Annotated in this window: 12 protein-coding genes, 1 pseudogene and 1 riboswitch; of the genes and pseudogenes, 12 read left to right on the forward strand and 1 reads right to left on the reverse strand. The window is 39.9% G+C overall.

Going from position 1 to position 15,264, the window contains the following annotated elements:
- Positions 1–502 precede the first annotated feature (502 nt).
- Together AC3ANL_RS03670 and AC3ANL_RS03675 are read left to right on the forward strand one after the other, a co-directional pair.
- Positions 503–2,107: a flagellin N-terminal helical domain-containing protein gene (locus AC3ANL_RS03670; protein WP_488327915.1), complete on the forward strand. Its 1,605-nt coding sequence runs from the start codon at positions 503–505 to the stop codon at positions 2,105–2,107.
- Positions 2,108–2,207: 100 nt separating this feature from the next.
- Entirely contained in the window at positions 2,208–6,563 is a 4,356-nt protein-coding gene (locus tag AC3ANL_RS03675) for an OmpL47-type beta-barrel domain-containing protein (protein ID WP_488327916.1), read from the forward strand.
- A gap of 43 nt (positions 6,564–6,606) precedes the next feature.
- Here the strand turns inward: AC3ANL_RS03675 and AC3ANL_RS03680 are convergent, their stop codons facing one another.
- A complete protein-coding gene (locus tag AC3ANL_RS03680) occupies positions 6,607–7,278 on the reverse strand; it encodes a glucosaminidase domain-containing protein (RefSeq protein WP_488327917.1) in 672 nt (223 codons plus the stop codon).
- 123 nt (positions 7,279–7,401) lie between these two features.
- Here AC3ANL_RS03680 and AC3ANL_RS03685 point away from each other — a divergent pair, with 123 nt between their 5' ends.
- The 10 genes and pseudogenes from AC3ANL_RS03685 to flgC all read left to right on the forward strand — a co-directional run bounded on the left by AC3ANL_RS03685 (position 7,402) and on the right by flgC (position 15,255).
- Complete coding sequence (locus tag AC3ANL_RS03685) at positions 7,402–8,598, forward strand: flagellar hook-length control protein FliK (protein ID WP_488327918.1); 1,197 nt, start codon at positions 7,402–7,404, stop codon at positions 8,596–8,598.
- A 15-nt stretch (positions 8,599–8,613) separates the two neighbouring features.
- Positions 8,614–9,039, forward strand: a complete 426-nt coding sequence (locus AC3ANL_RS03690) for a flagellar hook capping FlgD N-terminal domain-containing protein (RefSeq protein WP_488327919.1) — start codon at positions 8,614–8,616, stop codon at positions 9,037–9,039.
- Positions 9,040–9,060: 21 nt separating this feature from the next.
- Complete coding sequence (locus AC3ANL_RS03695) at positions 9,061–9,894, forward strand: flagellar hook-basal body complex protein (protein WP_488327920.1); 834 nt, start codon at positions 9,061–9,063, stop codon at positions 9,892–9,894.
- 130 nt (positions 9,895–10,024) lie between these two features.
- Positions 10,025–10,948, forward strand: coding sequence for a flagellar motor switch protein FliM (gene fliM / locus AC3ANL_RS03700; RefSeq protein ID WP_488327921.1), 924 nt, complete (start codon positions 10,025–10,027; stop codon positions 10,946–10,948).
- Between the two features lie 121 nt (positions 10,949–11,069).
- Positions 11,070–11,309, forward strand: a pseudogene (gene fliN, locus AC3ANL_RS03705) (flagellar motor switch protein FliN); the annotation flags it as partial.
- Positions 11,310–11,802: 493 nt separating this feature from the next.
- The gene (gene fliD / locus AC3ANL_RS03710; RefSeq protein WP_488327922.1) at positions 11,803–13,356 is read left to right on the forward strand and encodes a flagellar filament capping protein FliD; all 1,554 of its coding nucleotides are present in this window, start codon (positions 11,803–11,805) and stop codon (positions 13,354–13,356) included.
- 8 nt (positions 13,357–13,364) lie between these two features.
- On the forward strand, positions 13,365–13,721 hold the full coding sequence (gene fliT / locus AC3ANL_RS03715; RefSeq protein WP_488327923.1) for a flagellar protein FliT: 357 nt from the start codon (positions 13,365–13,367) through the stop codon (positions 13,719–13,721).
- Positions 13,705–14,115, forward strand: coding sequence for a flagellar export chaperone FliS (fliS, locus tag AC3ANL_RS03720; protein ID WP_488327924.1), 411 nt, complete (start codon positions 13,705–13,707; stop codon positions 14,113–14,115). Before fliT ends, fliS begins: the two co-directional genes overlap by 17 nt.
- 124 nt (positions 14,116–14,239) lie before the next feature.
- Positions 14,240–14,326, forward strand: a riboswitch (cyclic di-GMP riboswitch).
- Positions 14,327–14,423: 97 nt separating this feature from the next.
- Positions 14,424–14,804, forward strand: coding sequence for a flagellar basal body rod protein FlgB (gene flgB / locus AC3ANL_RS03725; protein WP_488327925.1), 381 nt, complete (start codon positions 14,424–14,426; stop codon positions 14,802–14,804).
- A gap of 10 nt (positions 14,805–14,814) precedes the next feature.
- On the forward strand, positions 14,815–15,255 hold the full coding sequence (gene flgC, locus AC3ANL_RS03730) for a flagellar basal body rod protein FlgC (RefSeq protein ID WP_488327926.1): 441 nt from the start codon (positions 14,815–14,817) through the stop codon (positions 15,253–15,255).
- The last annotated feature ends 9 nt before the right edge of the window (positions 15,256–15,264 follow it).

Raw genomic sequence — 15,264 nt, forward strand, 5'->3', positions numbered from 1 at the left:
TTGATAAGTGGGGGGAAACGGTTGATAAGTTGGCCGAATCTGTTGATAAAAATGAAAAGTGGTTGATAAGTTGGTCAAATCGGTTGATACCATTCGAAAATCGGTTGATAAAGGATCAGGCATTCAAAAAAGGTAACCAAAGGGATCTCTGAGCCAGGCTTTTTAGCTTATTAGTGAGGGGTAGGAGAAGGGAGTTGTTGATAAGTTGGCCGAGGCGGTTGATAAAATCCCAAAAACGGTTGATAACTTGATCAAAGTGGTTGATAAAGGGCTAAGCAATCAAAAAGGGCAATAAAAAGAAGTTAGGTTTTCATATAACGAGACATACATCTACCTAAGATAGGCTGGTAAATGACCAAAGTTTAATAAAATAGCTTTATAAAAAAACAAATATAAATAAAAAAAGCGCTAAATTCCCTCTCCAATCTAGAAAAACGGCCGTTAATTAATAGTAGAAAGACAAGAAAACAAGATACATAAATGACTAGGAGGAATATTAAAAATGAGAATCAATCACAACATTTCCGCATTAAATGCCTATCATCAATTAAGTTCTAACTCAGCTGCAGCATCCAAAAACCTAGAAAAATTATCTTCAGGTTTACGAATCAACCGTGCTGCTGATGATGCAACTGGTCTAGCAATCTCTGAAAAAATGAGAGCACAAATCCGCGGCTTAGATCAAGCATCACGTAATGCACAAGATGGGATTTCTTTAATCCAAACAGCAGAAGGTGCCATGAACGAAACACACAGCATCTTACAACGTGTTCGTGAACTAGCAAACCAAGCAGCAAACGGAACTTCAACAACTCAAGATAAACAAAATATCCAAACAGAAGTTAACCAATTAATCGACGAAATCGATCGTGTAGCTAGTGATACAGAGTTTAACAGCTTTAAAATTTTAAATGGTGATATCTCTAAAACTGCTAAATTTGCTCAATCAACTGGCGGTTCTGTTGATAATGTAGTAGCTTCTGCAACAGCTGCTGCTGGAACAACAACGGTTAAAACTACCGGACCTTTAACAGCTGCAACAGCAGCCATTTGGCAAACAGGTACTTTACAGGACCACAGTGGCGCAGCTCCTGCTCAGGTTACGGGCGCAACTAAACTTACTGATCTTGGTGATGGTACGAACAATTATGGCCTTCAAGTAGGCGATGAAATCACGCTTTCCGGAGTTGTTGGCGGTGAAGTGAAAAATTCAGTATATGTTGTAACGGCTGAAAGCACGTTAGATGACTTTATGTCTTCTGTTAAAAATACATTAGGGGCTGCCAATGTATCAATGGATACAGTTGGTGGTGCCGCACCTGCTGACGTAGATGCGTTGGGTCTAGACCAAGCAGCTTCTACTTTAGATTCACTTGTGATTACAGGTCAATCAGGTGCCGCTAATGATATCAGTTCATTAACAATCAATGCTTCTTCTTCAGAAGGCATTGCTCGTTCTACCTTTAATACAGAAATGAATGGCGGAACAAATGGTGGACTTGAACAAATTCAAGTTGCAGGAAACAAGGATGACTATATTGCTTCAGTTGATATCAATGGAGACGGTGCTGCCGGTGCTGGTGATGGAAAGATTGCAGTTAGATCAAACTCTGTTGTTAAAGTATCTAATTTACAATTATCCTTTAAGGATACCATTACAACTGGTGCTACATCTACCATTACAGTAGGTTCAGCTAATAATACAGTTTCCATCCATGTTGGATCAAACTCAGGACAAACATTAGAAATTGGTATTAACGCAATGGATTCTGTAGCTTTAGGTCTTAAGACAAACGGTGTTAATATCTCCCTTATGAGTGAAGTTGGTGCTGAAAATGCATTAAAGGTATTAGATGGTGCAATTAGTAGTGTATCTTCTGAGCGTTCTAAATTAGGGGCAATTCAAAACCGTTTAGAGCATACCATTAATAGCCTTGGAACTTCTTCTGAAAACTTAACGGCTGCTGAATCTCGTTTAAGAGATGTGGATATGGCTAATGAAATGATGCAATTCACGAAAAATAACATTCTATCACAAGCAGCACAATCTATGCTTGCACAAGCTAATCAACAGCCTCAAGGTGTATTACAGCTTCTTCGTGGTTAATAACTAGTTAATCTAATTAAAAAAGAAGTCTCTTGTAAGGAGGGACTTCTTTTTAAGCTATCTATTACTTTTTTTCAGAGAATTGTAGGAGGATCAAGGTATGCATAAAATAAAGAAGAAGCTGTCTTTCTTCGTTTTAATGGTTTTATTATTGCAATTATTTTCACCGATCACGCAAGCATTTGCCGCAAGTACTTTACCGGCGCCTGTTAATTTACGCTTCTCTCTTGATGGTGTTGATAATGTTATCTTAAGATGGGATGCAGTAAGCGGTGCAACGGTTTATCGGATATATGAAATAAATGGTGAGGAAAAGGTACAATTGAGTCAAACCTCGAATTTAAATCGCTATTTTCAAACTGTTGCAGCAGGAACTCATACGTATGCAGTAACGGCTGTAAATAGTGCAGGAGAGTCTGCCTTATCTACATCTCTAGACGTAGTCATTAAATATCCCGAAATGCAGCCACCCAATGGATTCACATCTAATATCGTGAACGGGAATGATGTAGCGTTAAAATGGAGTGCGACTGAGTTTACAAATAGCTATAAAATATACGAAGTAAAAAATGGCCAAAGGGAATTGCTGGCTACAACAACTACGTTAAGTAAAACATTTCTCAATGTTTCAGAGGGACAGCATAATTATGAAGTGACTTCGTTTAATGATAAATATGGAGAATCAAAGGCCAGTTCCCTTCAACTAAATGTTGTTTACCCTGTAATGGCTGGGCCTGGAAGTTTATCTTCATATATTTATGATGTAAATAATACGACACTAAGCTGGAAGGAAGTAGCATTTGCGGATTCCTATAATGTCTATCAATTAGTGGATGGGAAAAGAAAATTTATTGCAAACACAATAAATACAAGACAATATATAGCAAATATCCCAGAAGGACAAATTGAGTATGAAGTAACATCCTATAGTTCAAGATTTGGTGAAGCGAAAGAAGGAAGCAAAATCACTGTTACGATTGTTTACCCTGAAATGCTGCCGCCAAATCAAATAAATTCTTTTTTTTATAATGGAAATGATCTAATGCTCACGTGGTCTTCCATCCAATATGCAAATAACTATAAAGTCTATCAAGTGAAAGATGGACAAAAGGAATTGATTGCGACTACTACAAGCCGTTCAAGCTATATCAGCAACCTTCCTGAAGGAGATTATACGTACGAAATTGTTTCGGTTAGTGATCGGTTTGGTGAATCCGCACCAAAGTCATACAATGTAACGGTTGATTTCCCAGAAATGACTGCTCCGAGAGCTATTTTAACAATGGATACTGGGAACAGTGGCATCATTAGCTGGGGTTCTGTACCTTATGCGACCGAATACGAAGTTTATAAATTAGTAAATGGAGAACCAACATTAATTGGTACTACGACGAAAACGGGTTACTCTGTTAAGGGGTTAGAACAAGGAAAACACGAATACACTGTCATCGCCAAATCCGACCGTTTCGGAAAATCAGCTTATTCGAATGTTGTCGTGGCAGAAGTATCTCCAGCGCTTCCGGCACCAAAACCAAGCGCACCAGAAGTAAAAGGCGATTCTGTTCAACTTACCTGGGAACCAGTGGCTGAAGCAGACAAATACAATGTCTACAAAGAAGTAAACGGAGAACGTGTTTTAGTTGGAACGACAACTGATCCAACCATTACAGTCGATACTCCTGAAGAAGATGGCACTCACGAGTACTTAATCGTACCAGTTACAAAGGATGGAGTAGAGTCGATTGACTATGCAACCGTTGATGTAAATGTTGGAGTCGCTCAACCTTCCGATGTAACGGCACCAGTTACCGTGAGTGATACCGATGGTAAGTGGTCAAAAGAGGATGTTACTGTCAAACTAAGTGCAACCGACGATTTAAGCGGAGTCAAAAGCACCTACTATTCTATTAACCATTCAGAGTTCGTAGAAGGAACACAGCTAACAATTGATCAAGAAGGCGTTAACACTGTTTCTTTTTACAGTGTTGATAATGCTGGAAACATTGAAGAAATTAAAACAGTAGATGTGAAAATCGATAAACAAGCATCGGAAACTATCCTTAATGCGAGTGCATATTGGTATAACAACCATGAAGTTAATTTAGAATTAACAGCAGTCGATAATCTTTCTGGAGTGAAAGCAAGCTATTATTCTGTTGATAACGCAGCTTTTGTCGAAGGGTCAGCCTTCACAATTGATCAAGCAGGCATTCACACTGTTGCCTTCTATAGCGTTGACAATGTGGGCAATGTTGAGGAAGTAAAAACAGTTGAAGTGAAAATTGATAATCAAGCACCAAAAACCACTGCCGATATAAAAAATCAAAGTTTGGTGGAATTAACAGCAGAGGATGATCTCTCTGGAGTTCTTACAACCTACTATTCCGTAAACGGTTCTGACTATAAGGAAGGTACAAGCTTTGCGGTCGATCAAGCAGGAGTCAATACAGTTACTTTCTATAGTATCGACAAGGCCGGTAACTATGAAGAAAAGCAAACGATTGAAGTAGTTGTAGATAAAACAGCCCCAGTTACTGTAAGCGATGTTAAAGATCAATGGTATAACGAAACAGTGAATGTTGAGTTGACAGCAACAGACGATCTAAGCGGTGTGAAAACAACCTACTATTCTATCGATGGAGCTGACTTCAGCGAAGGCACAAGCTTCACGATCGAAAAAGAGGGCACCCATACAGTTACTTTTTACAGTGTTGATAATGCAGGCAATATTGAAGACAAAAACACAGTAGAAGTAAAAGTAGATAAAACCGCTCCAACTACTGTAAGTAATGTCAAGGAACAATGGTATACAAATGCAGTGAACGTGGAGTTAACAGCAACGGACGACCTAAGCGGCTTAAAAACAACCTACTATTCAATCGATGGAGCTGAAAAAAGCGAAGGCACAAGCTTCATGATCGAAAAAGAGGGCACCCATACAGTTACTTTTTACAGTGTTGATAATGCAGGCAATATTGAAGACAAAAACACAGTAGAAGTAAAAGTTGATAAAACGGCTCCAGTTACGGTAAGCAATGTAAAAGATCAATGGTACAACGAAGCAGTGAACGTTGAACTGACAGCAACAGACGACCTAAGCGGCGTAAAAACCACCTACTATTCAATCGATGGAGCTGAAAAAAGCGAAGGCACAAGCTTCACAATCGAAAAAGAAGGCACCCATACAGTTACTTTTTATAGTGTCGACAAGGCTGGTAATATTGAAAATCAAAACACAGTAGACGTAAAAGTAGACCAAACCGCTCCGGTCACTGTAAGCAATGTGAAAGATCAATGGTACAACGAAGCAGTGAACGTTGAACTGACAGCAACAGACGACCTAAGTGGCGTAAAAACCACCTACTATTCGATCGATGGAGCTGACTTCAGCGAAGGTACAAGTTTTACGATTGAAAAAGAAGGCACCCATAAGGTTACTTTTTATAGTGTGGATAATGCTGGAAATATCGAAGACAAGTACACGGTTGAAATAAAAACAGATAAAACCGGTCCAGTCACAGTAAGTAATGTCGAGGATAAATGGTACACAGATGATGTGAACGTTGATCTTACTTCAAGTGATGAGTTAAGCGGTGTGAAAGCCACCTACTACTCTATCGATGGAGCTGTTCTCACCGAGGGCACAAGCTTCACAATCGCATCAGAAGGTATCCATTCCGTGGCCTTTAACAGTGTCGACAACGCTGGAAATACAGAGGACAAAAACACAGTTAATGTAAAAGTGGATAAAACGGCACCAACTATTAAAGCAGATTTCCCAACGGAATATGCCCTTGGAACAAGTTTAAACCTTACTTATCAAGCAGCAGATAATCTTTCCGGCATCAAAGAAAGCTTTGTTGAAGTAAATGGAGTGAAAAACACAACTGGAAAAATTACGTTAGACAAACCAGGTGTGAATACCATTAAAATAACGGCTATCGATAATGCAGGCTTAAAAACAGTTGTGGAAAAAACAGTCTCTACCTACATTCAAGCTACAATTGAAGTGACTCCAAAAGTCATCAATGGCAACAAGGGAGAGTTTACGGTTAGGGCGACATTACCGAAAGGGTACAGTTTCGATAAAGTCGATTTAGCAACCGCTACTATTAATAACGTCAACGCTCTTAACGATAGCAAGGGTTTAGAAAACCAAGCGAAAAAAGGTCAATTTAAATTTGATCGAGAAGACTTTGTTTGGGATGAATCAAAAGAACTGTTAGTCTTCCGTGCAATGGTGGATGGTGTTCTAGTCGTGGGAAGCACCACCGTCGATGTCATTAACAATCAAAAAGACAAAGAAGATTGCAAAGATAAAAAAGTAGAGCAGCAAAAGGATAAAGACAAAGACGATTGCAAAGACAAAGACGATATACAAAACAATACTAAAAAAGAAAGCGATAATACCTTGTTTTCATGGTTAGAAAGCTCACTTAAAATGACGAAGCATTAAAAAAAGAAAGCTCCAACGCAATCCAGCGTTGGAGCTTTTTGTTCTATACAAGACTACCAAAGAAGTTATTGACACCTTTTACCCAATGATTATTTAATCCGGTTGGGTCATTAGTGGCACCAACGGGGGCGTATTTAGCCCCGATTTTTGCGATCGTATCGATTCCCTTATCTAAATAATTCTGTCGCAAATTTCTCGCCATATCGAAAATACTTTCTGCAACCGAATCATATTGTCTTAGGCCATGTTTCCCCATCATGCCGGCAATATTATTTTTTTCAATGGCTGCATGGGATGTACCATTTCCCGTTTCATGCATGGCGATAGATGCTAGGAGCTTCGGATTCATATTATATTTTCTGCCCGCTTCCATGAACGTTTCTCCGTAATTGCTTAATTTTCCTTTTAAATTCGAATTCAAATTTTCTACAGAAATTTCTGAAAAATTCAAACCCTTGCCTGTTTCTAATACATGTGAAGCGTCCTTTATCGCAGCAGGGATTGGAGAAATACCAGCCAGAAAACTGCCGTTTGAAAGCTGGGGCTGTTGCAGCTTGGACGATTCTTGTTCACTTAATACAGCTTGTAAAATAGCTTGAAAAAAATCGCTGCTAGAAATTTGCGAATTTGCACTAGTCAACTTTGGAAGATTGGTCGATATAGACAGTAGAGCTATATTTTTAAACCAATCTGAAGATACGGGACCTATGCTCATAGTTTTACGCTCCTGTAGTATGACTTCTTTTCTACTATTTTACACCATTTCTAATATAAGGTAAATCCTATCGGAATACTTTGTTAAAAAATAAAAAAACTCCACTTGAAAGGAGAATAGATTGTGATTCCATCTGCTTCCCTGAAGCCCGCATCCCAGTTTATTGCTGATAAAGGCAGCACTACAAAACCAGATGACCAACCAGCCGGATCATTTTTGGAGATACTGAATGAGGTTAAAAAAGAAACAGAACAGGATTCAACCAGCGAACTTATCGCCAAGCTGAGCTCATTGGTTAAGCCAATTAATGAGCAAGCCAACGAGCCTATCACATTAGCAGACCTGGACAATCATCAAGAAGAGCCTCATGACAACGAGCAACAAACGAGAGATGATATTATTTCTTTTATAAGTGAATGGTTCAAAAATAATATTGACCCAAACGATCCAGCCCTTAAGCGCTTAGAAAAAGAATTACAAAGTGTCGATCTGAACCAAGTAACACCTGCTCAATCTGAACAAGAATGGCAAAACATCCAATCAGAAAAACCGATACTTGCGTTACTAGAAAAAAAGTTAAATAGAATTAGTCATCAACAAGAACCAATCAGCTTTGAAAAAATCGCAAAGCTGCTCACTGAAGCGAATGTACCAGTTAAAGAAGCAATCCAAACTGTTCCATCCCTGCAAAAAGTGGTTGAGAGTGCTGCTAACTCCACCCTTTTTACTAACCAGAAGGAAACGGCAGCGGTTCCTGATTTTGACCTCCAGCGACAGTTTGAGGGGAAAGAAGTTGTTTTTCAATCGCTGCATCCTAACGGCACAGCTTCAGCTGCTAATAAAGGGGAGCAGACCCCCATGCCGAAGGTTACTGTTCACCAGTTTTTCTCTGAGGTCATGGAGTTAATCCAGAATCAAGCGAGTCTCAAAAAGGCATCTGAGTTCATTGAAGCAAAGTTTTCGTTAACCCCTGAAAAGCTTGGTGATATTGATGTGCAATTGTCCATTCATAAAGGACAAGTATTTGCTCACTTTTCGGCTGAAACGCTGCTCGGTAAAGAATCATTAGAATCGCAGATTTCTTTGCTGCGTTCGTCGCTGCAGCAGCAGGGGCTTCAAGTCGATAAACTAGAGATATCCTTAAGTGGACAAGGATTACAGCATTCTTTTTCACAACAGGAAGAAAAGCCGCGCCAGGAACAATCACAGCAGCGATTTGCGAAAAAGAAAATTAATGTCGATGATTATTATCAGAGCCATTCGATGATCGATGAATACAAACACACTGGAACGCAAAACACGATTAATATACTTGCTTAAAAAGGGGAAAGCATGATGAATACGATTAATTCCGTAAACATGACCACAACAAGCACAAAACAAACCAAGCAACAGAACCAAATGGATAAAGACCTTTTTATGCAAATCTTAACCACCCAATTACGAAACCAAGATCCAACCCAGCCGATGGAGGACCGTGAGATGATTGCGCAAATGGCGCAATTTAGCACGCTGGAACAAATTTCAAACTTAAATCAAGCATTTAATCAATTTATGACTAGTCAACAGCTGGATATTAGCCGTTATTCACCGATGATCAATAAAGAAGTTTCCTGGACCGATGAAGTAACAGGCCAGCCAATAAGCGGGGTTGTTAAAGGAATTATCCAAAACAATAATCAACTCTATTATCAAGTGAATGACCAGGATGTTCCTGTGGGAATGATTCATTCAGCTAAAGATATATCTACACAAAACTAATTTAAATCAGGAGGGTAAATTATGCTACGTTCATTAAATTCAAGTGTATCGGGAATGAAAGGATTTCAAAATAAATTAGATGTTATCGGTAACAATATTGCCAATGTGAATACGGTCGGATTCAAGAAAAGCCGGATTATGTTCCAAGATGTGCTCAGTCAAACGGTGCGCAGCAGTTCAACCCCGAGCGGTAATTCAGGGGGAACCAATCCTGTCCAAATTGGTTTAGGTGTAAAAACAGCCTCTGTTGATACGATTCAAACGCCGGGAAGTCCGACCACAACAAACCTTTCTTCTGACTTATATATGGATGGGAATGGTTTCTTCGTTGTCCAAACCGACAGCGGCTCGAAATATATGACCAGAGCAGGAAATTTTGACAGGGATGCGAATGGTGACCTCGTAACCCCACAAGGATATAAAGTACTGGGCATAACGGATAGTCCTGTGCCTAACACAGTTGGTCCGATTAACATTAATTCTAATTTGTACGTTTCCTACACGATTGATTTTAATGGAGTAGTGAGAGGAGTAGCGGCAGACGGGACGACAACTGATATTGCTACGATCGGTACTGCGCTTGTATCCAATCCTGCCGGGTTGAAAAAAGTAGGCGGCTCAATGTATGAATTAACGGGGAATGCTGATCGTGAAACGAATATTGATAATCTGATCCACAAGCGTCAAGATAATAACGCCGGCCAAATCGTCTCCGGCCAGCTCGAAATGTCAAACGTTGATCTCTCAGAAGAAATTACCGAAATGATTATTGCCCAGCGTGGTTTTCAAGCAAATGCTAAGGTTATTACCGTCTCAGACTCCATTTTAGAAGAGCTTGTGAATTTAAAACGTTAATAGATTCATAGGGGTATCCAATTAACCCTAGACCATCATCAAATCAAAGTGTTAGTATTTAAAGGGAAAGTAGACTACTTCTACTTTCCACTTTCCCTTTAAATGATTATACGGCGGTGAGGAAAACACGATGAAACTTTATGAAAATAGCAATGACGTAAAAGTATATGATTTTAAAAAAGCCTTGCGGTTGTCCATGGAACAGGTGCGGGTCTTAACGCGCATTCATGATAACTTTGCTTACCAATTGGCATCCGCCATTTCTACGCAATTGAGGGCGATTGTTCAAGTGGACGTGTTGTCCGTTAACCAGATGATCTATGAAGAGTTTATTAAACAACTGCCACCCTTCACGATTTTGAATATCTTTGAGACCCCGGAAAAGGGCCGCATGATTATGGAATTAAAGTCGCAGATGGCTTTTGCCATTATTGATCGGTTATTAGGGGGCCGGGATCTGCCTGCTTTCTCTGAAGAAAAAACGACGTTAACACAAATCGAAAATAAAATTCTCCAAAAATTATTTGAAGGCTTTGTGGAAAATTTACAAAAATCATGGAAAGATCTCATGAATGTGAATTTAAAGGTGGTTGAGATTGAGACCAATCCACAATTTTTACAAGTAGCGATTCCCAATGAAACAGTGATTGTGATTGCCTTTAATATTAAAATCGGTGAGATATCGGAATTAATGCATATTTGCATTCCCTATATTATTTTAGAGCCATTCCTGCCCAAATTGTCATCCTATCAATTATTTTCAAACCGCAATAAAACCAATAGTCCAGAAGAATCAAATTTATTAAAAGCCAAGCTGCAGGAGCTTGAAATACCGGTCATCGTTGAACTAGGCCGTTCCAATGTTACTATTGAAGAATTTTTAGCGTTGAGTGTGGGGGATATCGTCCAGCTCGAACAGCTTTATGAGGAACCCTTAAAAGCAATGGTTGGGAAAGACGTTAAATTCTTAGTCAAACCAGGTGTGAAAAAGACGCGCCTAGCAGCAGAAATCGAAACTGTTTTTGAAAAAGAGGGTAAAAAAGATGAGTCATGATGGGAAAATTTCACAAGAAGAATTAGCCGCGTTACTAGGAGATAAGGAAGAAGAAACCAAACCATTTTTATTTAAGGATTTAGAAGAAAATCCCCCTAAAAAGGACAAAGAGGAATCCGTCAATATGAACCTCCTGATGGATATTAATTTAGAAATAGTCGTTGAATTAGGGAGAACCAAAAAGAAAATAAACGAGATCTTAGAGCTTTCACAGGGTTCGATTATTGAATTGGACCGCGTCTCTGGTGAGCCGGTTGACCTCTTAATCAACGGAAAAGTAGTCGCCAAAGGAGAAGTCGTTGTCATTGACGAGTATTTTGGTATTCGGGTAACGGAAATTGTGAATAAAACAATCAATTAGTAAAAAAAGAAGGGCTGACTTGTACTGCACCCCAAAAGTTAGAGTAAAATCTGACTTCTGGGGTGTATTTTTATGGCTAAATACATGGAGAAACTGTCTTCAATAAGGCTTCTTGAGGACAAACCTTGGCGAGTGGATGGCGAAACTGTCTTCAATAAGCCTTCTTGAGGACAAACCTTGGCGAGTGGATGGCGAAACTGTCTTCAATAAGGCCTCTTGAGGACAAACCTTGGCGAGTGGATGGCGAAACTGTCTTCAATAAGGCCTCTTGAGGACAAACCTTGGCGAGTAGATGATGGAACTGTCTTTAATAAGGCTTCTTGAGGACAAACCTTGGCGAGTGGATGGCGAAACTGTCTTCAATAAGGCCTCTTGAGGACAAACCTTGGCGAGTAGATGGAGAAACGGTTCATGTGTGTTTCTTATTCAACGCTTATACCGAAAATGCCGTTACCCTTTAGTAGATACTCTAAATGGTTCGGGGGATGGCAGGATGATCACAAACAATCTTCGTTTTTCTGGTTTGGCATCAGGAATCGATACCGAAACACTTGTAAAAAAATTAATGGACGCAGAAAAGGCACAATTAAATAAAGTTTACCAAAATAAGACCAAGACGGAATGGAAAGTCGATGCCTATCGAGAGGTGAATACGAAATTCCTTGATTTACGTACTTCCATGGAAAGTCTTCGATTGGAGTCTACTTTTACAAAAAGTAAACTGACTTCATCGGATAGCAGTAAGGTAGACGTAACGCTGGCAGGCATACCAAGCAGAAGTGAGTATGTTATTTCGGCTGCCACACCGTATCAGCCGGGGACGCCTTCCTCTGTAAAATTCGCTTCCACGACGCTTCCAAGTGAAGCAAGTGAATTAGGAGCAGGGAATGGGTTTCAATTTAGCTTGAACGGAGAAACAATAGACCTGACTGCTCAAGATTCGATCCGAAGCTCGCTTTCAAAAATCAATGCTTTAGCAGCTAAAACGGGCGTGACCGCCAGCTATTCCAGCGGTGACCAGGCGATTGTGTTTACCTCTAAAGATGCAGCGACAACTATTAACATTGCGAATCTATCAAACCCTGTGAATGGATTAAATCTGGCAGCTGGCACGGTAAGCGGGACACAGAATGACTTCCCGGCAGGAAACCCTAGCGGTGCCACCGGAAATTCAGCTGTAAATGCCGTCGATGGTCAGGTGACGATTAACGGTACGACCCTAACGCTAAAGAATAATCAGCTAACCTACGACGGGATTACCTTTACCATCAAAAACGACATACCACAGGGGAGCAATGTCACGATTACGAAAAAGACAGATGTGGATTCGATCTTCGATTCGATCAAAGGGTTTGTCGATAAATATAACGATACCATCAAGACGTTGCACGATAAGGTCGGGGAAAAACGCTATAAAGACTATGCCCCCTTGTTAGATGACCAGAAAACGGACATGAAGGACAAGCAAATCGAACTATGGGAAGAAAAGGCAAAGAGCGGGTTATTGCAAAGCGACCGAATCATTTCGTCGGCCTTAGATAAATTGCGCACCACCTTGTACTCGAATGTTCGTGATGTGGATTCGACAAAAATGAATAGTCAATTCGATTCGCTCGCTGAAATTGGGATTACCTCCAGTTCCAATTATAAAGAAAATGGGAAGCTGGTCATTGATGAAACAAAGCTAAGAGAGGCTTTAGAAAACAATACCAATGAAGTGTCGTTATTATTTTCCAAAAAATACGATACCGGCAGCTCGACAAATAATACCGCTAATAATAAAGACGAATTTGCCAATAGCGGGATTGGCTGGAGACTGTATGACCAACTTAATGAGACGATGAAGGAAATTTCCAAAACAGCCGGCACGTCCAATGATACGGTCCTTGGTAAATCATTAAGCCAGCTGGACACACAAATCGATTCTTGGGAGAAGCGATTACAAACGAAAGAAGATTATTACTGGAAGCAGTTCACAGCCATGGAACAAGCGATTCAAAAAGCGAATAGCCAGAGCGGCTGGTTAACACAGCAAATGGGCGGGTGAATGTAGCCATGTATGAACAGAAACAGGCATTCCTCCAAACCTATAGCCAGCTTACAATGAAACTAGTAAACGAAATGAATTCGGACGAGACAGACCACATCCAAGCCTTGCTGGACGCGAGGCAAACCTGTATTGAAAAGGTAAACCGTTTGGATCAAACCGCGGGTGGGATCCTCCTCAACGCGGCCATTAAAGAACAGCTGTTACAAATAGTTCCATTGGAAGAAAAGGTGAAAGAGCTGTTACAGGGAGAGCAGCAAAAAGTAATATCCAATCTCCATGCCCTAAAAAAGGAAAAAAAGATTAAACGGTACGGGGAAGCTGCCTATGGTTCAACTGGGGTTTTTTATGATAAAAGAAAATAGCGAAAAGGGGAAGATTATGTCTCTTACTAATCCATACCAAGCATATGAGAGTAATCAAGTACTATATGCCAAAGGGGAAGAGCTGACACTGCTTTTATATAAAGGTGCGATAAAATTCATTGAGCAGGCAAAACTAGCGATTGAAAAAAATAATCTGCCGCGAGCCAACGATCGCATTCTTAGGGCTCAGAACATCATTAGTGAATTAATGGTGACCCTTAATATGAATATCGAAATTTCGAAGTCCCTACTCCTACTTTATGACTATTTAAAGCAAAGATTAATCGAAGCGAATATCCATAAAGAGGCGGAAACTTTAAATGAAGTCCAAGCCATGCTGGTAGAACTGCTTGAAACTTGGACAGAAGCCATGAAAGCTATCAGACTTACTTAACAAAAGTAAATTTTTTGTTAAGTAGGTCTTTTTTCGTTTTTTCCCCATTGTAATATTTGTAAGCGCAATGTAATATAATAGTATTGATAAAATTTCGACCAATTTTACCACAAAACGACAATTAATCCGATAAAGGCAAACCTGGGGAAATCCAGGGACGCAAAGCTATAGGGGCTACCATCAATCTTGATAACGCCAGCCAGTTACCGAAGAGTTATAGTTTATTTACTATTGACTATTCTTCGGAATAGTCTTTTTTTGTTCTGAGAAAATGGATAAATTTACCAATTTTAAAAAGGAGGTTTTTTATGCTTCAAAATATTTCCGTTTTAAAGCAGGCATTGGATGCTTCAGTGTTAAGACACAATGCGATTTCTAATAATCTAGCAAATGTCAATACACCCAATTATAAGCCGCAAAAAGTAGTCTTTGAGGAACTGCTTAAAGGAGAATTAGCTAACACTTCTTTTGAAGGAAAGCGTTCGAATGAAAAGCATATACCAATCGGGAATACAGCAGCCAGAGCCTTCATTACCGAGCAGCCTGTTGTGATGCAAAATAGTGGGAATGGTGTTGATGTCGATCAGGAAATGACCGATTTGACGACAAACTCAATTTGGTATCAAACCCTAAGCTATCAATTAGGAGAAGAATTAAATCTATTAAAAACAGCCATAAGATCAAGGTAGGGGATCGAATATGTCAATGTTTCAGCCATTAAACATAAGTTCTTCCGCATTAACAGCCGGGCGCCTGAAAATGGATATTATTTCTTCCAATATTGCCAATGCTACGACGACAAGAGGAAAATTGGTGAATGGAGAATGGGTACCATATCGAAGGAAGATGGTTGAGGTGGAGGCGAAAGGGTCGGCCCCGTTCAGTCAATATTTACACAACGAAATGGGAGCAAATGGTGTAAAGGTCACAAGGATTGTTGAAGACCAGACACCTTTCAATCCGGTTTATGACCCAACCAATCCAGACGCAAACAATGATGGCTATGTCATGATGCCGAATGTAGATCTCACCAAAGAGATGGTTGACCTGATGAGTGCCTCGAGAGCATATGAAGCCAACGTTACGGCTTTTAATGTAGGGAAAACGATGTCGTTAAAAGCATTAGATATTGGTAGATAAGGAGTTTTG

It is taken from the genome of Neobacillus sp. DHD-1R (assembly GCF_057747995.1).